The organism is Thalassospira sp. GO-4 (assembly GCF_023588965.1).
Taxonomy (GTDB): domain Bacteria; phylum Pseudomonadota; class Alphaproteobacteria; order Rhodospirillales; family Thalassospiraceae; genus Thalassospira; species Thalassospira povalilytica.
Genome location: NZ_CP097807.1, coordinates 1485949 through 1503293 on the forward strand (window position 1 = coordinate 1485949; position 17345 = coordinate 1503293).

Below are 17345 nucleotides of genomic sequence, written 5' to 3' on the forward strand. Positions count from 1 at the left end.
AGCCGGGCATCCCCTGGTATCCCCGGGCATCCCCCGACATCCCCGGGCATCATCGAATGCAAAAAACAACAGATAAAATGAAAAGACGCGTCACAACCCAATATGGCCAACGTCTTTAGACTGAATACGGGACGGCGAAACCCCGTCAGATCACAACAGCAAGCAGCACACAGCACAAGCACACGAAGGAGACTTTACAATGGCGATTCCGACCCCGGTCAATGGTCAGATCACTGATGCAGTCACCCAGGCTAACGTGAAAGTTCTGGGCGACGCCCCGGCAATGGCAATGGGCTCGATCTTCCAGTCCCTCGCACATTCCACCGGCATTCTTTATGAAAACGCCGTCAGCGCACAGCAGCAGATCGGCATCACCTCGCAGGCCGCCACCAACCAGGGCGTCATCCAGATCTATTCGGTCGATACGATGGCAGATTCGGTTGCGACCTCCAAGATTGCCAAAAGCGATGTTCCCGACAACATGCTTTCGCTTCTGACCGCGCTTCAGGCCGTCAAAAGCTGATATCTAATCCCTGTATCCCCAAGCAGGTCTTCATTAAATCGGGCGGTTGCAACCATCAGCGACCGCCCGATTTACGTTGGGGATCCAGACCGGCCCGACCCGTCAAGTTTTTCTGCGCTTTGCGTCACAACACCCCGCGGCCCCCGTCAAAAGTCTGACCGCAAGACATGCGGAAAGGGCCGGTTGCGAGGGTCAATTTCCTTCCGGCACTTCTTTAGGCAACCAGGAGATACACAATGGCTGATAACACTCCGGTCAATGGCATGATTACCGACTCAGTCACCCAGGCCAACGTAAAGGTTCTGGGCGATGCGCCGGCAATGGCCATGGGCTCGCTTTACCAGTCGCTGGCGCATTCTCATGGCATTCTCTACGAGAACGCCGTCAGTACCCAGCAACAGGTCGGCATCTCTTCCCAGGCAGCCACCAATCAGGGCGTCATTCAGGTTTATTCTGTCGACACCATGGCTGGTGCGGTTGCAACTTCGAAACTGGCCGCAAGCGACGTGCCCGACAACATGCTGTCGCTTTTGACGGCACTCAAAGCAACGACCGGAACATCCGTGTCGTAATTCCATATTGGTTTCGCCGCCGACCCCGCCCGGCATGCGCAAGCTTGCCGGGCTTTTTCTGTCACAAAGTCGGCGTTCGCACGTCATACCGGTAAGTACAAATTACGCCAGCCAAGGAGACGGACATGCCAGCGACACCATCTGCGCAAGACGGCGACAGTTCACAGCAGACCCAAACGGCTGCTGCGGATGAACAGCATCTCTGCGCTGTTTCTGATCAGATCACGGACTGTGTCGCGCTGACCAATGTTGCAACATTGGGGGCCGGGCCGGGTTATGCCGCCCTGCAATCGATGCTTGGTCAGACCCAGTCACAGAACATTTTGATGGCGAACATGGTTTCCGCCCAAAAGCAAAACGCAATGATTGGCATGACCACCATGACCCAAAGCGTGATGCAGATGATGAATCGTCGTAACCAGTAAGGATCACCGTGATGAGCACTCCCAACGAAGTCGACGAACAGATTACCGACAGCGTCACCCAGACCAATACCTCGGTCATTGCCAATGGTCCGGCAATGGGGGCAATGCAATCCTATCTGTCGCAGGCCCAGGCACAGGGCATCCTGTTTGCCAATATGGTCAATGAACAGCAACAGCTTGCCGTTGCCAGCCTTGCAACCACGATGGAGTGCGCCAAGGCCACCCTGTCCGTACAGGACAGCAAACCAAATTTTTTTACACAGGCGCTTCAGGGCAAGGGCCCGAACCCCAACAACAAAAGCTGAGTGGGGAAAGCCCGCTGCCGCCGCCTGAGCAACAGGGCGTCGCGTCCAAGAAAAGCGCGTTCTGGGATGACGAAACCGACTGGGGCGATCTTGACCGGATGTTTCTTGGCAACGGCACCCAGGACGGGGAAGACGGTTCGGACGATACAAACGAACAGTCCCAGGAGTCCGGTGAATAAAAAGAGGACGTACCATGAGTGATATCGTCAATCCGCAAATCACCGATGCCATTACCCAGACCAACGTCAAGGTTCTGGGCGAAAGCCCGGCACAGGCGGTTTCCATTGCCCTGCAATCGCATTCGCATGCAACCGGTCTTGCGATGGAAAACGCCACCCTGACCCAGGGAAACATGCAACAGGTCGTCAATACCGCCACATCGAAACTGGTGGCGCTGATTACAGCCCAGGCCGGCTAACCGACATTTCGCAAGGCCCCCTTTTAAAAAGGCTTTCGAACCCGGTCACAAAACTTCGCATTACGCGTCTAAAGATGTGCGGTCACCCGGACCGCCTTTTCGGAGGATATCATGGCTATTCCAACCCCGGTGAACGGTCAGATTACCGATGCAGTTACCCAAAGCTCGGTCAGTGTTCTTGGATCTGCACCCGCCAATGCGATGGGCTCGATCTATCAAAGTGCCGCACATTCGACTTCGATCCTGTTCCAGAATGCGGTGCAGGCCCAGCAACAGGCATCGATCTGTTCGCAGGCCGCCACCAATCAGGGCGTGATGCAGCTTTATTCGGTCAATACCATGGCCGGCGCCCAGGCCACCGCCAAACTTGGCCGGTCTGACAACGCCGACGCCTTGTTGACTCTTCTGGTTATTTTGGCAGCAACCCGCCGCTAGGCACCTGACCAGCCCGGTCTTTCTGCGGCCAGGCAACGGTCCAAACATGAGGGCGTGAAATGGCAGACAACACCCCTGTAAATGCACAAATCACGGACGCCGTGACACAGACCAACGTCAAGGTCCTTGGCGAGGCGCCCGCACAGGCCATGGGCCTTGTGTATCAGACGATGGCCCATTCCATCAGTCTGTCGATGCAAAACGCCATGCAAACCCAGGGCGGGCTGCAACAGATTGGCAATGCCGTCACATCAAGCGCGTGTCGCATGATCCTTGACAGTACCGGCGGCGGCATGGGCGGCAAAGGTGGCGGCGGCACCTGATCGGTGCCCGCAGGATCTGATGCCCACGGTTAGTGACAACAACGGCGCATTCATTCGCCCCGCAAGAGGTTCATGATGGCAGACGACGACAACACCAATCCCGACGCATCCAAAACCACAGATGCCGACAAAAACGCCGATACCGGTCAGGACAGCCAAAAGGACGGAAATCCGCCCGCCGGCGAAAATGGCGGCGCAAAAGCCGCCGGCGACAAATCCGCCGGCGACAAATCCGCTGACGGCGGATCGGGCGATGCGGGTGACAGTTCTGACAAGGGCGGTTCAGGCAGCACAAACAACACCCCGCCGCTCAGCACCGCACTCAATCCCCAGATCGTTCAGGCGGTGGGCACCACAAACCATGCGGTTCTGAACGGGGCATTTCCCGGTGCAAACGGTGTTGCCTATCAGAAAGTCGCCCAAGCCGCGGCCTATGCGGTTCAGGATTCCACCGATTATTTGCGCAATATCATGTCAATGGCATCCGCCACGACCGGTGTCGCCATGCAACAGATGCTGGTCAAAAAGGAAGTGTCGCCCTATGCCGATATCATCAAGGCTGCGACACAGGCGGTAACTGATGCCCAAAAGACATTTTCCAATGTCGGTGAATCAGCAAGCAGCGTTGTGAAGGATTTCGACAGTCTTGCCTGACAGCGTTCCATCCGGGGAAAAAGACAAAGGCCAGTTCATCACATTGATGTACCGGCCTTTTTCATGTTCGCATTCGGGCGGGCCTAGCCCGCGCGCATCAATTCGATCCGGTGGCAGGCCTCGGCGAAATCCGGGGCAAACAGCTTGACGCTGACACCGGTTCCTTGCAGTTCATAAGCCCCCATTTCCTGTGTCGGACAGGAAATGAACCGCGCGACGGTCTGACTGACCAGAACACGTTTGCCAAGCTGCTTGGTCAGTTGTTCGATCCGGGCGGCTTCGTTGGCGGCCTGCCCGACCACGGTGAAATCAACGCGTTCGGACACACCGACATTGCCGTAAATCACATCACCGACATGCATGCCCAGCCCGTAATCAAAGGGCGGCTTGCCTTCTTCTTCGCGCTTGGCGTTCAGGGTATCGATATTGATCTGGGCTTCGGCGGCGGCATAAAGGGCCGCAAGACAGGCTGTTTCAAGATTGTTTTCATCATCGCCGATGGGGAAAATCGCCAAGGTCGCATCCCCGATATAGCGCAACACCTGCCCGCCATGTTTAAGCACCGCCCCCGCGGTTGCGGAAAAGAAATCATTCATTTCCCCCAGAAAGGCATCATCGCCAACATGGGTGGCAATCGAGGTCGAATTGCGCATGTCCGAGAACCAGATCACCGCCCGGGTTTTGGTGCTGTCACCCAGTTTGATCTGACCGTTGCGCACCCGCGCACCGGCATCAGACCCCAGATAGGTTTCAAGAATGGTGCTGGTTTCTTCGTGGTTGATCCGCATTTTGCACGACACGGCAAAGCGGCGCTGGATGCCCGACAAAATTGCCAGATCCTCGTCCGAGAAACCGCTGGGTCGACGCGTAAGATAGGTCATGAAGATACGGTTGCTATCAAGCGTGCTGTCGCGGTCTGTGACAAACGGTGTCATCAGTGCGTAATAGTCCGTACCACGATTGCGGCGGAAACTTTCAAGAACCGGGAAATCGATCACCGAACTTGGCCCGATCAGATGGCGGCGCATGAAGCTGACATCGTTATCAAGCATCCATTTCATCGGACTTTCGGCCCAATCCTGATCCTGATCGCCAACCCCCATATGGGTTGAGCGTTCGACCTGACCGCTTTCCTTGTTCCAGATATAGGAAACCCCTTCGTAAAGGGGATGAAGCGTTTTGAAAGCAACCATGACACGGTCAATCGGAATGCCCGATGCGACAAGGCGACTGACCATACCAGCAAGAAGTTCGCTGATGTCGGTATCATCAAGCGCGCATTCCATCAGCCAGTCATTGACCGAACGCACAAAACCGCGCGCAGCCTGGGCCGAATTGGTCCCTGGCAGCGACGTCACGACCGCTGAATCCTGCTGGTTATTGTTCATTGTTCGCTCCGTCCGTTTACACGCTTATTTTTGCATCGCCAGGGTTGCACTTCATCCAAAGGCCAGATTGATCGCCAAACTGTTTGATCCGACCTGCTTGAAACCTGTCGGCCGTCAAAGCCGTGTTTTGCCCGGATGCATCGGTTTTATCGCGGGCACGAACAGCATCCTATCATCTTTTGACGGCTCTGACGTCATCTTTGCCATTGGATCAAGTGCAAACCCTACATAGAACAGCAATGCCAATTCGCAATTATTGATTTGGAAACAATCTATTTCCCGGCACACAAATGACTATTGGTCATTAAAAACGCAAGGGCAAATTGTCAAAAATTCTTAACCCTCTGAAACCGCTTGGATTACCGGCTGCCCGATCGTGATTTACACCCCGGTTTCGGTTCGGGCCGGTGGCAGATAGATACGGGCCAGAAGCCCACCTTTTGGCGCATCTTCCAGATATATCTCCCCGCCATGGGCCCGGATCGCTGTTCGCGCGATTGCCAGACCAAGCCCGATACCGCCAGTGTCACGATTGCGTGATTCTTCAAGCCGGAAGAACGGTTCAAACACCTGTTCGCGTTTTTCGACCGGAATACCCGGCCCGTCATCGGCAATTTCAATCCATAAACCGCCATCATCGGCATCACACACGGTCACTTCGACATGCTTGCCAAATCGCAGGGCATTGGACACCAGATTGCCAAAGGCCCGTTTGACCGATAGCGGTCGACAGGGATAAACCCGTGGTGCCCCATCCCCGACAAATGATATCGCCCGCCCGGTTTCGGCCAGATCTTCGACCGCGGATTCCACAAGTGCAGTCATATCGATCTTGCGGGTGTCCTCGTTTGCCGTTTCCTCGCGCGCAAAGGCCATCGCGGCTTCGACCATTTGCTCCATCTCATCAAGCGTTTCAATGATCCGCGCCCGGTTTTCAGGATCATCGACGAATTCGGCCCGCAATCGAAGCGACGTAATCGGTGTACGCAAATCATGTGAAATCGCCGCAAGCATGCGTGTGCGATCCTCGACAAAGCGTTTGAGACGCGCTGTCATACGATTGAAGGCCTTGGCCGCCCGCCGGATTTCAATCGGCCCGGTTTCAGGCACCGGTTCGGGATAATCGCCGCGCCCCACCCGATCGGCTGCACGCGCCAAAAGCGCCCAGGACCGGGAAATCCGCCGGGTGATAAAGAATGTGATCACGGCAATGACAAGGGCCGACAAGGCAACCCGCAACACATTGTCAAAAACAAACCAGGGCGGAGGCATCACCCCGCCAATCATCGCTTCAAGCCAGACTTGCGGCCGGGCGTTTTCCGGGCGGTTTTGCGGGGGTTCGGTTGTGGTCGGGGCATCATCAATCATGCCGTCTTCCGACGTTGATCCGACCGCGGTGAAAATCGGCACGGCGATCTGCATCACCGGTGCGACATGGCAGTCAAACCGTTCCATATAGCGCAATTCCCAAGGGGCTGCGCGGTCGTCATGGAAATGATAATCGCCATTTTTGCCCGATGGACGTGCCGGGTTCTGATCGTGTTTCTGATCAAGAAAGGCTTCCTTGGCGTTGCGCAATGTTTTGCGTTCGCGCCAGCATTCGTCTTCGGTCAGGATTTCGACCCGGGCGGGCACAGGTGCCTGCGTTCCCGAACCGGTGGCAAGGAATTCATTCAACCGGCTGGTCAGGCTGTCGGGAATATGCCCGTCCGAGGCCACAACCCCGGTTTCGTCAACCAGCCGCAAACGGGTTTGCGGTGACTGGGCAACCCGCAGCACATCACGCCAGTTTTCATGCGGTGTGGTGGTCAGAATGCGTGAAATTGCCGCCACACGCGACAGTGCATTGCCCCGGCGTTCCGATGCCAGCGCATCACGACGTTCATCGGCCAGCATCACGCCCAGCACGATATGGGTCAGAATGATCGCGCCCAGCAACAGACAGACAAGCTGTGCCGTCAGGCTTTGCGGCCAAAGACGTTTAAGCAGGCGGCGCTTGGTCATTTTTCGACCACCTCGCAGGTGAACATATAACCGCCGCCCCACACCGTTTTGATCAGGGTCGGATTTTTTGCATCTGCCTCGATTTTCTTGCGCAGGCGACTGACCTGATTATCGATGCTGCGATCAAACGGTACGGCTTCGCGCCCGCGCGTCAGATCCAGCAACTGATCCCGGTTAAGCACCATGTTGGGATGTTCGACAAAGGCGCACAGCAACCCGTATTCCCCGGCACTCAGCGGCAGCACCACGTCATTGGCATCGCGCAATTCGTGCCGTGTACGATCCAGAACCCAGCGGTCAAACCGTACTTCACCGCCCGGAAGCGGCCCCTTGCGCCCGACAGGAAGACTTTGCGCCCGGCGCATCACCGCCTTGATCCGGGCCAGCAATTCACGCGGATTGAACGGCTTTGCCAGATAATCATCCGCCCCCATTTCAAGCCCGATGATCCGGTCGGTTTCTTCGCCAAGGGCCGTCAACATCACCACCGGCACATCATAATTTTCACGCAGCCAGCGGCACAGGCTAAGCCCGTCTTCGCCCGGCATCATCAGATCAAGAACAATCAGATCAGGCGAAACATCATCAGCCATCATCTTGCGCAACTCGCGCCCGTCCGATGCCAGCGACACCCGGTATTCGTGCTGACGCAAATAACGCCCCAGCAAATCGCGAATATCGCGGTGGTCATCGACAACAAGAATGTGGGGCTGGTCGCTCATATGCGGTCCTGTCATTGCAACGGTGTTCTCAGCTTACCTTAGCGCGTTGGCAATTGGGGCAAAAACGCCAATTTGTATCAAATTGTCGCATTTCCCGGTTTTGGCAAATCTTGCGACCAATTTGATGTTTACCGGGGATCATTTCGCGACAATCATCGGTGATAACGGACCTCAGCAAACGATCCCCCAACGACACGAGGTTTACGATGAAACGTAACAACAAACTCAAACTTGCAGCTGTCCTGATCGCATCTGGTGTGCTCGCAACCCCGATTGCCGCCGCCCAGGCTGGTCAGGGTGGCCATGGTGGCCCCGGTGAATGGTCCATGTTTGGTGGTGATCATCATGGTGGCAAATTTGATGGCGACCGCGGTGATCATCGCAAAGGTGGAAAATTCTACCGCGAAAATCGCGAACGCGCAGTTCCCCTGACCCCGGCCGAGGCGCGCATTCTGATTGATGCCATGCTGCTTAAAACCGGCACGATTGATCTTAAGACCGGTGATGCCCTGATGGCAGAAGAACCGGGCAAGATCGACGTCCTTGTAGTCAATGCACAAGGCGGCGTGGTCGAAGTGGTCAAGTTTGATGCCAAAACCGGGCGCATGGACCGTGATGAACGTCATGATTTGCGCAAATTGTTGCCGCGCCCGGACAAGGCCGAACGTTACAACCGCAAATTCACCGCCGATCAGATGAACCTTCTGGCCAGTGCGATGGTGATCCGGTTTGGCAATGGTGAACTGAAACTGGGCGGCCTGGCTGAAACGCCGCGCGGCACCTATACCGCGACCGTAACCAATCAGGCCGGCGACATCGTTCGTGAAATGGAACTCAGCAGCGTGACCGGCCGCCCGATCAGCTAAGCCGCACGCAGATAACGACCCCACCCCGGTCCGGGGCCTTCATTCCCAACCGATGCTCCGGACTTCCCCAGCGCCCCCAAGGTTTCCCCCTTGGGGGCGTTTCCTTTTTTTACATTGATCTGTAACGGTTTTGCATTTGACCGCCATTGATAACGCCCCCATTGTTGCCCATTAGAAACTGCGCCCCGAAAGAACCACCATGACAACCACGCCCCAAACAAACCAAACACCTGCCCCCGCAGCCAATCCCAAAACCGCCCCGAGAACCGCAACCCTGGAAGACATCCCCGCGCTTACCCAGCTTTGGCAGGATACCGGGCTTTATCGCCCCTATAACCCGCCGGCATGGGATGTGCGATTTGCGATCGAGGCAACGGACGCGACACTTTTCGTCTGGGAAGATAACAGCAATAACATCATCGGTTCGGTGATGGCCGGTCATGATGGTCATCGTGGCTGGGTATATTATCTGGCGGTTGCCCCGTCCGTTCAGAAATCGGGACTTGGCCGCAAATTGATGGATATCGGCGAAGGCTGGTTGCGCGATCAGGGCGTCTGGCGCATGCAATTGATGGTGCGTTCGGAAAACAGCAGGACACAGGATTTCTATCGCCATCTTGGCTATCGCGCGCTTGATGTCACGGTCATGCAAAAGGACATCGACACCCCGCCGATCGAACGCCCGGAACTGTAACCGGGTGGTTTGCCCCTGACCAAACCGTGATCAGAATGTTTCAGGCAATGTGACTGTTGGCGGTGATTGCCCATCATCGCCAGCAGCCTTGTGCCCGTCGAGCCCCGAAATCGTGACATGGGCGATGCGGCATGCCCGCTGAAACAGCCGGTTGATCCGTTCAACCAGTGCAACATTGATGCGATAACACCGGATATCGACATCGCGCGGTCCGATCGCATCGCTGATCCGGTGCAATGTCACTTCCATCTTTGCGCCAAATTCCTGATCACGGGCCAAAACCGCCCTTGCGGTTTCCATATCATCCCCCGAATAGGCGGTCAGCGCCTGTTTCAGACAGTTTTCGGCAATTTCAAACAGTTCCGTGATCTGGGCGCGGCGTTCTTCGGACGGGATCTGGCGCAAATCCATCAGTTCGGAAACCAGTTCGACCATTTCCTCGGCGACAAGATCGCCAACCGCTTCAAGATGGTTACTGACTTCAAGCTCGTTCTGAAGCCGGTCAAGTTCACCGGGCAAAAGTTCGGATCGGCGCATTTTGCTGGCAAACAGGGCAATCGCGTCCTGCAGGCTGTCCACCCCGTCGTCAAGTTCTGCAATTCTTTGCAATTTCTTGCTGGTCGGCTTGCGCATGTTTTCGCGCCCGCGGCGCACCACATCGGTCACGATGTCGCCCATATGGATGACCTCGTTGCGCAACAGCGCAATCGCGGCCGCCGGCGTATTGGTGACTTCTGCCATCAGATATTTCGGGCTGGGATCAAGCGGCGGATCAATCACCGTTTCCGGTGGCACGATCTTTTCGATCAGACGGGCGATCCATGGCACAAAGGCGATCATAAGGATCACATTGGCAATATTGAAAATGCTGTGCGCATTGGCGATTTCGCGCGCGATATCGGTTTGCCCGCCATTGGTCGCAAATGAAATATCCGTCACAAATTCGGACAATTGCGCAATAAACGGCAGCCACAAGAAAACACCGCCGACATTGAACAGAACATGGCCGATGGCGGTACGCAGGGCATCGCGCCCCTTGCCGATTGTCACCAGCAGTGCAGTGACACAGGTGCCGATATTCGCCCCGAAAATAAGGGCAATGCCGCCATCAAGTGTCACAAGCCCCTGCCCGGCAAGAACGATGATAATGCCCGTGGTTGCCGCACTGGATTGAACAAGGGCGGTAAAGAATGCCGCAACAATGATTGCCAGAACCGGGTTTTGCATCTCGGCCATCAGATCGATGAAGGGCGGATAGGTGCGAAGCGGTTCCATCGCATCGCTCATCATGCCCATGCCGAAAAACAGCATCCCGGTGCCAAGGATCGCCTTGCCCGCCATCGCAACGCGTTTGCGGGTTGCCATCATGGTCAGTCCAAATCCGATGGCCATCACCAGCGGTGCAATCGCATCAACCCGAAAGGCAATGATTTGCGCGGTCAGGGTACTGCCGACATTGGCCCCCATGATCACGGCAATCGACTGGGCAAAGGGCATCAGGCCCGCCGACACAAAGCCCACCACCAGAACCGTGGTCACACTTGACGACTGGACAAGACCGGTAACCAGTGCGCCCGAAAGCACCGCCATAAAGCGGTTGCGCGTCATTTTCGACAGGATAAATCGCAACCGCGCCCCGGCAAGGGTCTTGAGCGCGCTTGCCAGATGGTCCATCCCGTACAGAAAAAGTGCCAGACCGCCAACCAGCCCGACCATCATTGCCCCGGTTTCAAGCGGCACAAAATCGTCTGCGGCCTTTGCGACCGGAATGGTCAAAAGAAGCAGGATCGCACTTGCGATAACGGGTTTGAACAATGCTGTCATCAGGGGACCGGTCAAGGTAATCGGTTGAAAACAAACCGACCATACAGCAGATTATTCACACTGTCAGGTGCCAGCACGACCAGTGAAGACATGCCCAACGCGATGTGCACGCACCACCCCGAACAAAGGAAAACCATGCGCAATATCGGTCCGACATCGTCACGTGAACTGCGCGAAATCGGGATTGAAAACCGCGATCAGCTTATCGCGACCGGCATCGTCGAAGTCACGCGCCGCCTGCTGTTTCGCTTTGGCGGTGAAAGGAAAATCAGCCTGAACTACCTTTATGCGCTTGAAGGTGCGATCCATGACCGGGACTGGCGCGATATCACGCCTGCCCGCAAACAGGAACTGCGCACGTTACTCGACACATTGCGTGAAGAACTGTCAAACGCGCAGTCCTGATATCCGCGTTCAAAGCCCGTCCTATTCGGCGGCGACCGACCTGGGATCGGCGTCGATCTGTGCCAGACGGTTTTCAAGCGCGGCAATCTGTTCGGAAGACAGACGCAGGCCAAGTTTGGACCGCCGCCAGATCAGGTCATCAATCTTGCTTACCCATTCATGATCAATCAGATAGCGCAATTCGGCTTCATACAGGTCATGGCCGTAACAGACACCAAGATCATCGATCTTTGTCGCAGTACCGATGATCATGTCGATGCGTGTGCCATATGCGCGCAGCAGGCGCTTTAACAAACCGTGATCCATCCAGTCATATCGTTTGGCATAATGGGCAAATGCATCATCAAAGGATGCATTGGGGAAATCCCCGCCCGGAAGCGGTTCTTTGGCCGTCCAGGGCGCATCGCGGGTGCCAAGCTGGCGGGTAATGATCTGAAGCGCATGTTCGGCAAGCTTGCGATAGGTGGTGATTTTGCCGCCAAAAACATGCAAGGCCGGGGCCGCACCACTATCGGCTTCGAGTTTCAGGGTATAGTCACGCGACACCTTGGATGCATTTTCACTTTCGCCATTGCCGGCATAAAGCGGCCGCACCCCGGAATAGGTCCAGACGACATCGTCGGATGCCACCTGCTTTTTGAAATAGCCACTGGCCAGTTTGCACAGATAATCGATTTCGTTCTGATCAATTTTGACCTTGGCCGGATCGCCGGTGAAATCAACATCGGTGGTGCCAATCAGGGTAAAGTCATCCTGATAGGGAATGGCAAAGACAATGCGCCCGTCGCCATTCTGGAAAATATAGCAATAATCATGATCAAACAGCTTTGGCACCACAATGTGACTACCCTTGACCAAGCGGATATTGGCGCTGGTTTTTGATTGCACCACACCATTGTCCGGATTGATCAGATCGGCACACCACGGGCCCGCCGCATTGACCAGCATCCGCCCGGAAACCTGGCGTTCCTGACCGCTTTGCTGATCACGCAGGGAAACCTGCCAGTGCCCGTCGATCTGTTTGGCGCCGACGCATTCGGTCCGGGTCAGGATTTCAGCCCCGCAATTTTTGGCATCAATGGCATTGAGAACCACCAGACGCGCATCATCAACCCAGCAATCGGAATAGACAAAGCCCTTGGTCATCCCGTCCCGCAGCGGTGCACCGGAAACATGATTGGCAAATGAAATGCCTTCGGAAGCCGGAAGCTTTTTACGGCCGCCAAGATGGTCATACAGGAACAAGCCAAGGCGGATCATCCAGGCCGGACGCAAATCATCGCGATGGGGCAGAACAAAGCGCAACGGCCAGATGATATGCGGCGCATTGCCAAGCAGCACTTCACGTTCGGTCAACGCTTCGCGCACCAGACGAAATTCATAATGTTCGAGATAGCGCAAACCGCCATGGATCAGCTTGGTGCTGGCCGACGATGTTGCACTGGCAAGATCATCCTTTTCACACAGCAAAACCTTAAGCCCGCGCCCCGCCGCATCACGCGCAATACCGGCACCGTTGATGCCGCCACCAATAATGATCAGATCGTAATGTGCAGTCTCAGCCATGCGGGGCCTCTTTCAGCAAAAAGGAATCTCTTTCCCGCTAAAATATTTCATTTTCGAAAATTTTCAAGTTTCGAATTGTGACATTTATTCGACGCAGCCATGTCCGAGAAACATGCCACCGCCACATTGCTCGGGACAGCCAATGCAAAATGATCAAAAGTTCATTTTTGAAACAAATTGAAAAACCCCGCCTGAAATTCAGGCGGGGCGTTCATCAAAGATTGGATACGGGATGCGGGAATTGATCGTTCGATCAGGCCAGCCAGCGTTTCTGCCAGTCAGACAGCATGGAAATCGTCCAAAGCTGGTGGCCCCAGTTGCGCTTGCCGCTCATATGTTCCTGCTGCAATTTTTCGATCTGGCGACGATCAAGGCCGAAATCGTTATAAAGCGCGTCATTGGCCAAAAGATCGCCCATCCATTCGCGCAACGGCCCGCGAAGCCACTGTGCCAGCGGCACACCAAAACCGGTTTTCGGCCGGTCGATCATTTCGCGCGGCACATATTTATACAGGATCTGGCGCAAGGCATGTTTGCCCACCGATCCGTTCATTTTAAGCCGTGCGGGCAAACGCCAGCCAAATTCGATCACGCGATGATCGATAAACGGTACGCGGACCTCAAGCGAATTGGCCATTGATGCACGGTCTACCTTGGTCAGCACATCATCGACCATATACATCATCGTATCCATGACCTGCATGGACGAGACATAATCAAGATTGCGGTTGCGACAGAACTTTTCGCCCGGCACGCGGAATTTCTTGCGGGTGGAACGGCTGCCCAGAAGTTTGTCGGTATCAAACAATGACAACAGCGCATGATAGCGATCAATATCATCACGGATCGCCAGAAGCGGTGCCGCTTTGTGGATTTTATCGCCAATCGCGCTGGTCGAAAGTTTGCCGGGCACCAGCCCGACCAGATTGTCCCACTGTTCGGGCGACAGCATGGTCAGCCCGCGCGACACCAGCGACGCCCCGAACGGAATACCGCCCGCCGCCGCACTAAGCTGTTTGGCCCAAAGATAGCGCGTATAACCGCCAAATGTTTCATCGCCGCCATCGCCCGACAGAGCAACCGTGACTTCCTTGCGCGTCAGGGCCGAAATCAGATAGGTCGGGATCGCCGAACTGTCAAAAAACGGCTCGTCATAGGTTTCCGAAAGTTTCGGCACCAGATCCAGCGCATCCTGGGGCGTGACATAAAGTTCCGTGTGATCGGTCTTGAGATGGCGCGCCACTTCCCCGGCAAAGGCCGCCTCGTTAAAGGCTTCGTCCTCGAACCCGACCGAAAATGTTTTGACCGGCCGATCCGAGACCGACTGCATCAGGGCAACGATGGTCGATGAGTCAATCCCGCCGGACAGAAACGCGCCAAGCGGCACATCGGCCACCATGCGACGCTGAACCGCATCGCGCAGCAAATCTTCAAGTGCATCGATCGCACTTTGATCATCGCCGCTCCAGGCATGCTTTTGTCCGTTCAGAACAGCATCTTCGACCGACCAATAGGCAAATTCGGTTGCCTGATCATGCGATGACACTTCCAGAATGTGACCGGGTTTGAGCATCTTGGCATGCGAATAGATCGAAAGCCCCGATGGCACATAGCCAAACCGAAGGTAGGCTTCCAACCCCGAACGATTGACTTCGCGTGAAATCGCATTGCCCGCCAGAAGCGCCTTTACCTCGGACGCAAAACCGATATTGCCTTCATAGCGCGACCAGTAAAGCGGCTTGATGCCAAGCCGGTCGCGCACAAGGGTCAGCTTTTTGGTCTGCTTGTCCCAAAGTGCGATGGCAAACATGCCAATCAGGCGTTTGACCGTATCGCGCACCCCCCAATGGGCAATGCATTCAAGGATTACTTCGGTATCGGAATGCCCGCGCCAGGCGACCTGGATATTGGCAGCGGCAAGTTTTTCACGCAGTTCGGGCGCGTTATAAATTTCGCCGTTATAGACCATGACATAACGGCCATTGGCCGAATGCATCGGCTGTTTGCCGGCATCGGAAAGATCAATGATTGCAAGACGGCGCTGCCCCAAGGCCAGCCCGTTTTCCTGATCAACCCAGACATCGCCGCCATCGGGACCACGATGATGCAACGCAGTGTTCATGCGCGATACAGCATCGCCCAATCCGCTTGCGTCACTCCGTCCAGACAGCCATAAACCGGCAATTCCACACATAAAACAATCCTGTAAAACCCTGCCGATACTTAAAACAATAACGGCCCATTCTACAATCAAAACATTTGGATATTGACCGGAAATGATCGGTCAAAACCGTTTTTGCCATTGCCCTCTATTCCACAGGGTGAAAACGGCAAAACAGACTGTGCAATGACGACGCAGAGTTATGATATCGTCACCGGACCTACAACCAATAATATACTGCCATCCAAACGCACGCGGTCACGTCGACATAGAATTGAAGCCTGAAAAACAAGATGACCCGGCAGAGATAGCAGATCATGGAGTAACGTCCGGATGAACGCTTCGAAGAAACAGGTGTCGCTTTCACTTGGCCAACGACAGATCATCAGCTATGTCGCGATCCTTGCACTTATGAGTATCCTGACAACGATTTCTGTCGTTCTTGTAAATCAGATCAACACATCCTTCACCCAGATCACCGACATCAACGGGGTCAAGCAACGCTACGCCATCAATCTGGGCGGCAGTGTGCAGGACCGCGCCATTGCCGTGCGCGACATGGCACTGGTCGCAAGCCAGGATGAGGTTGACGCCACAGTCGCCATCATCAATGAACAGGCCGCCATTTACGCCGAGGCCGCCCAGGGCATGGCCGAAATCCTTTCTGCCGAACAAACATCATCGGATGAGGAACAGCAGCTTTTTGCTGAAATTCAGGCGATTGAAGAACGCGCAGCCCCCATCATCGAAAAGGTCGTCGGCCTTCGCAAGGCAGGTGAATTTTCATCGACAATCAACCTGATCAACGCAGAAGCCGCACCGGCCTTTGCCGACTGGCGCGCCAGCATCGATGCACTGATCGAACATGAAGAAGCCAAAAGCCAGTTGATTTCCGTATCGGCCAGAACCGTCGCCAGCAACTTTTCGATTGTCATGATCGGCATGCTGGTGGCCTCGCTTGCGATCAGTATCGTCTTGATCATCTGGAACATCCGGGCCATTGCCCCGCTTCGCGGACTGACCACCGGCATGCTTGAAATTGCCGAGGGCAAGCTTGACACCGCCATTCCGGAAATCACCCGGCGCGACGAAGTCGGCGATATCGTCACAGCCGTCAAGGTATTCCAGAAAAACGCGATCGAACGTCGCGAAATGCGCGCCAAGGAGGCTGAACTTCAACGCGCGCAGGCACAACGTTCCGAACTTATGGAAAAGCTGACCAAGAACTTTGAAAACACGACCGGCGATCTGCTGGCCGATGTTGGAATGGCCCTTGAAAAGCTGCGCAATTCCGCCTCCACACTTGGCCGCACCGCGGAAACAAGCAAGGCACGCGCAAGTGATGCTGCATCTGTTGTATCGGAAGTCGCCCATAATGCGGAATCTGTTGCGTCTGCTGCCGAGGAACTTACCGCATCGGTATATGAGGTCAGCCAGCGCATCGCCCAGTCGCGTGAAACCATGTCGCGGGCTCAAAACGAAGCCAACAGCACCAATGAAAAAATGTCTGTGCTCGAAACATCGGCAGACAAGATTGGCGAAGTCGTCAAACTGATCACTGATATTGCCGGACAGACCAATTTGCTTGCACTGAACGCCACCATCGAAGCCGCACGTGCCGGTGATGCCGGCAAGGGCTTTGCCGTTGTCGCCAACGAGGTCAAAAACCTTGCGTCACAGACCGCACGCGCGACCGATGAAATCTCCGAACAGATCGCCACGGTCCAATCGGAAACCCGTGATGCGGTTGCCGCCATCCGCGAAATTGTCGAAACCATTGGCGTGATCAATGACGACACGGCCGGCATTGCCGATTCAATCAATCAGCAAAGCAACACAACGACTGAAATTTCGTCGAAAATTTCAAACGTTGCGCAAAATACCCGCGATGTTGCCAGCAACATTCAACAGGCAATGGATGCCGCCGATGAAACCGATGCGGCTTCCGGTGATGTCAGAGCCGCCACCGCAAGCATGGAAGAACGCGCGCAAAAGCTCGATCATTCGGTAAAGCAGTTCTTGCGTGATATTGCCTGACATCATTGGGGGACACTGAAAAT

18 protein-coding genes are annotated in these 17345 nt (G+C 55.3%); 12 read left to right on the top strand and 6 right to left on the bottom strand.

Annotation, left to right across the window (positions count from 1 at the left end; genetic code table 11):
* The first annotated feature begins 199 nt into the window (after positions 1-199).
* The 8 genes from M9H61_RS07055 to M9H61_RS07090 all read left to right on the top strand — a co-directional run bounded on the left by M9H61_RS07055 (position 200) and on the right by M9H61_RS07090 (position 3655).
* Positions 200-523 carry a RebB family R body protein gene (locus M9H61_RS07055; RefSeq protein ID WP_068518667.1) on the top strand — a complete coding sequence of 108 codons (324 nt, stop codon included), beginning with the start codon at positions 200-202 and terminating at the stop codon, positions 521-523.
* 236 nt (positions 524-759) lie between these two features.
* A complete protein-coding gene (locus M9H61_RS07060; RefSeq protein ID WP_068518668.1) occupies positions 760-1095 on the top strand; it encodes a RebB family R body protein in 336 nt (111 codons plus the stop codon).
* 125 nt (positions 1096-1220) lie between these two features.
* Positions 1221-1520 (top strand): RebB family R body protein, encoded by a 300-nt coding sequence (locus tag M9H61_RS07065; RefSeq protein WP_068518669.1) that lies wholly within the window; start codon positions 1221-1223, stop codon positions 1518-1520.
* Between the two features lie 11 nt (positions 1521-1531).
* Positions 1532-1825 carry a RebB family R body protein gene (locus tag M9H61_RS07070; RefSeq protein ID WP_068518670.1) on the top strand — a complete coding sequence of 98 codons (294 nt, stop codon included), beginning with the start codon at positions 1532-1534 and terminating at the stop codon, positions 1823-1825.
* A gap of 193 nt (positions 1826-2018) precedes the next feature.
* Complete coding sequence (locus M9H61_RS07075; RefSeq protein WP_068518671.1) at positions 2019-2243, top strand: RebB family R body protein; 225 nt, start codon at positions 2019-2021, stop codon at positions 2241-2243.
* A gap of 111 nt (positions 2244-2354) precedes the next feature.
* Complete coding sequence (locus M9H61_RS07080; protein WP_068518672.1) at positions 2355-2678, top strand: RebB family R body protein; 324 nt, start codon at positions 2355-2357, stop codon at positions 2676-2678.
* A gap of 59 nt (positions 2679-2737) precedes the next feature.
* Positions 2738-3001: a RebB family R body protein gene (locus M9H61_RS07085; RefSeq protein WP_068518673.1), complete on the top strand. Its 264-nt coding sequence runs from the start codon at positions 2738-2740 to the stop codon at positions 2999-3001.
* 75 nt (positions 3002-3076) lie between these two features.
* Positions 3077-3655, top strand: a complete 579-nt coding sequence (locus M9H61_RS07090; protein ID WP_250284147.1) for a hypothetical protein — start codon at positions 3077-3079, stop codon at positions 3653-3655.
* 83 nt (positions 3656-3738) lie between these two features.
* Here the strand turns inward: M9H61_RS07090 and M9H61_RS07095 are convergent, their stop codons facing one another.
* The 3 genes from M9H61_RS07095 to M9H61_RS07105 all read right to left on the bottom strand — a co-directional run bounded on the left by M9H61_RS07095 (position 3739) and on the right by M9H61_RS07105 (position 7769).
* Positions 3739-5043 carry an adenylate/guanylate cyclase domain-containing protein gene (locus M9H61_RS07095; protein ID WP_114113552.1) on the bottom strand — a complete coding sequence of 435 codons (1305 nt, stop codon included), beginning with the start codon at positions 5041-5043 and terminating at the stop codon, positions 3739-3741.
* Positions 5044-5424: 381 nt separating this feature from the next.
* On the bottom strand, positions 5425-7047 hold the full coding sequence (locus M9H61_RS07100; RefSeq protein WP_250284149.1) for an ATP-binding protein: 1623 nt from the start codon (positions 7045-7047) through the stop codon (positions 5425-5427).
* Entirely contained in the window at positions 7044-7769 is a 726-nt protein-coding gene (locus M9H61_RS07105; protein ID WP_068518677.1) for a response regulator, read from the bottom strand. Before M9H61_RS07105 ends, M9H61_RS07100 begins: the two co-directional genes overlap by 4 nt.
* A 206-nt stretch (positions 7770-7975) precedes the next feature.
* Between M9H61_RS07105 and M9H61_RS07110 the strand changes: the two genes are divergently transcribed.
* Positions 7976-8635: a hypothetical protein gene (locus M9H61_RS07110; RefSeq protein ID WP_250284151.1), complete on the top strand. Its 660-nt coding sequence runs from the start codon at positions 7976-7978 to the stop codon at positions 8633-8635.
* Positions 8636-8834: 199 nt separating this feature from the next.
* Positions 8835-9329: a GNAT family acetyltransferase gene (locus M9H61_RS07115; RefSeq protein WP_250284154.1), complete on the top strand. Its 495-nt coding sequence runs from the start codon at positions 8835-8837 to the stop codon at positions 9327-9329.
* Between the two features lie 30 nt (positions 9330-9359).
* Here M9H61_RS07115 and M9H61_RS07120 read toward each other — a convergent pair whose 3' ends face one another.
* Positions 9360-11153, bottom strand: a complete 1794-nt coding sequence (locus tag M9H61_RS07120; RefSeq protein ID WP_250284156.1) for a Na/Pi cotransporter family protein — start codon at positions 11151-11153, stop codon at positions 9360-9362.
* 135 nt (positions 11154-11288) lie between these two features.
* Here M9H61_RS07120 and M9H61_RS07125 point away from each other — a divergent pair, with 135 nt between their 5' ends.
* On the top strand, positions 11289-11558 hold the full coding sequence (locus M9H61_RS07125; RefSeq protein ID WP_250284157.1) for a TfoX/Sxy family DNA transformation protein: 270 nt from the start codon (positions 11289-11291) through the stop codon (positions 11556-11558).
* 21 nt (positions 11559-11579) lie between these two features.
* Here the strand turns inward: M9H61_RS07125 and glpD are convergent, their stop codons facing one another.
* On the bottom strand, positions 11580-13124 hold the full coding sequence (glpD, locus tag M9H61_RS07130; protein ID WP_250284158.1) for a glycerol-3-phosphate dehydrogenase: 1545 nt from the start codon (positions 13122-13124) through the stop codon (positions 11580-11582).
* 253 nt (positions 13125-13377) lie between these two features.
* Positions 13378-15318 (bottom strand): asparagine synthase (glutamine-hydrolyzing), encoded by a 1941-nt coding sequence (asnB, locus tag M9H61_RS07135; protein ID WP_250284159.1) that lies wholly within the window; start codon positions 15316-15318, stop codon positions 13378-13380.
* 300 nt (positions 15319-15618) lie between these two features.
* Between asnB and M9H61_RS07140 the strand changes: the two genes are divergently transcribed.
* The gene (locus M9H61_RS07140) at positions 15619-17322 is read left to right on the top strand and encodes a methyl-accepting chemotaxis protein (RefSeq protein ID WP_068518683.1); all 1704 of its coding nucleotides are present in this window, start codon (positions 15619-15621) and stop codon (positions 17320-17322) included.
* Positions 17323-17345: the final 23 nt, after the last annotated feature.

What these genes read in the sequence shown, in the direction of transcription:
- M9H61_RS07095 (WP_114113552.1), bottom strand. Translation starts at nt 5,043, where the DNA reads ATGAACAATAACCAGCAGGATTCAGCGGTCGTGACGTCGCTGCCAGGG.
- M9H61_RS07100 (WP_250284149.1), bottom strand. Translation starts at nt 7,047, where the DNA reads ATGACCAAGCGCCGCCTGCTTAAACGTCTTTGGCCGCAAAGCCTGACG.
- M9H61_RS07085 (WP_068518673.1), top strand. Translation starts at nt 2,738, where the DNA reads ATGGCAGACAACACCCCTGTAAATGCACAAATCACGGACGCCGTGACA.
- M9H61_RS07090 (WP_250284147.1), top strand. Translation starts at nt 3,077, where the DNA reads ATGGCAGACGACGACAACACCAATCCCGACGCATCCAAAACCACAGAT.
- M9H61_RS07065 (WP_068518669.1), top strand. Translation starts at nt 1,221, where the DNA reads ATGCCAGCGACACCATCTGCGCAAGACGGCGACAGTTCACAGCAGACC.
- M9H61_RS07110 (WP_250284151.1), top strand. Translation starts at nt 7,976, where the DNA reads ATGAAACGTAACAACAAACTCAAACTTGCAGCTGTCCTGATCGCATCT.
- M9H61_RS07115 (WP_250284154.1), top strand. Translation starts at nt 8,835, where the DNA reads ATGACAACCACGCCCCAAACAAACCAAACACCTGCCCCCGCAGCCAAT.
- M9H61_RS07140 (WP_068518683.1), top strand. Translation starts at nt 15,619, where the DNA reads ATGAACGCTTCGAAGAAACAGGTGTCGCTTTCACTTGGCCAACGACAG.
- M9H61_RS07055 (WP_068518667.1), top strand. Translation starts at nt 200, where the DNA reads ATGGCGATTCCGACCCCGGTCAATGGTCAGATCACTGATGCAGTCACC.
- M9H61_RS07105 (WP_068518677.1), bottom strand. Translation starts at nt 7,769, where the DNA reads ATGAGCGACCAGCCCCACATTCTTGTTGTCGATGACCACCGCGATATT.
- asnB (WP_250284159.1), bottom strand. Translation starts at nt 15,318, where the DNA reads ATGTGTGGAATTGCCGGTTTATGGCTGTCTGGACGGAGTGACGCAAGC.
- M9H61_RS07080 (WP_068518672.1), top strand. Translation starts at nt 2,355, where the DNA reads ATGGCTATTCCAACCCCGGTGAACGGTCAGATTACCGATGCAGTTACC.
- M9H61_RS07070 (WP_068518670.1), top strand. Translation starts at nt 1,532, where the DNA reads ATGAGCACTCCCAACGAAGTCGACGAACAGATTACCGACAGCGTCACC.
- M9H61_RS07060 (WP_068518668.1), top strand. Translation starts at nt 760, where the DNA reads ATGGCTGATAACACTCCGGTCAATGGCATGATTACCGACTCAGTCACC.
- M9H61_RS07125 (WP_250284157.1), top strand. Translation starts at nt 11,289, where the DNA reads ATGCGCAATATCGGTCCGACATCGTCACGTGAACTGCGCGAAATCGGG.
- glpD (WP_250284158.1), bottom strand. Translation starts at nt 13,124, where the DNA reads ATGGCTGAGACTGCACATTACGATCTGATCATTATTGGTGGCGGCATC.
- M9H61_RS07120 (WP_250284156.1), bottom strand. Translation starts at nt 11,153, where the DNA reads ATGACAGCATTGTTCAAACCCGTTATCGCAAGTGCGATCCTGCTTCTT.
- M9H61_RS07075 (WP_068518671.1), top strand. Translation starts at nt 2,019, where the DNA reads ATGAGTGATATCGTCAATCCGCAAATCACCGATGCCATTACCCAGACC.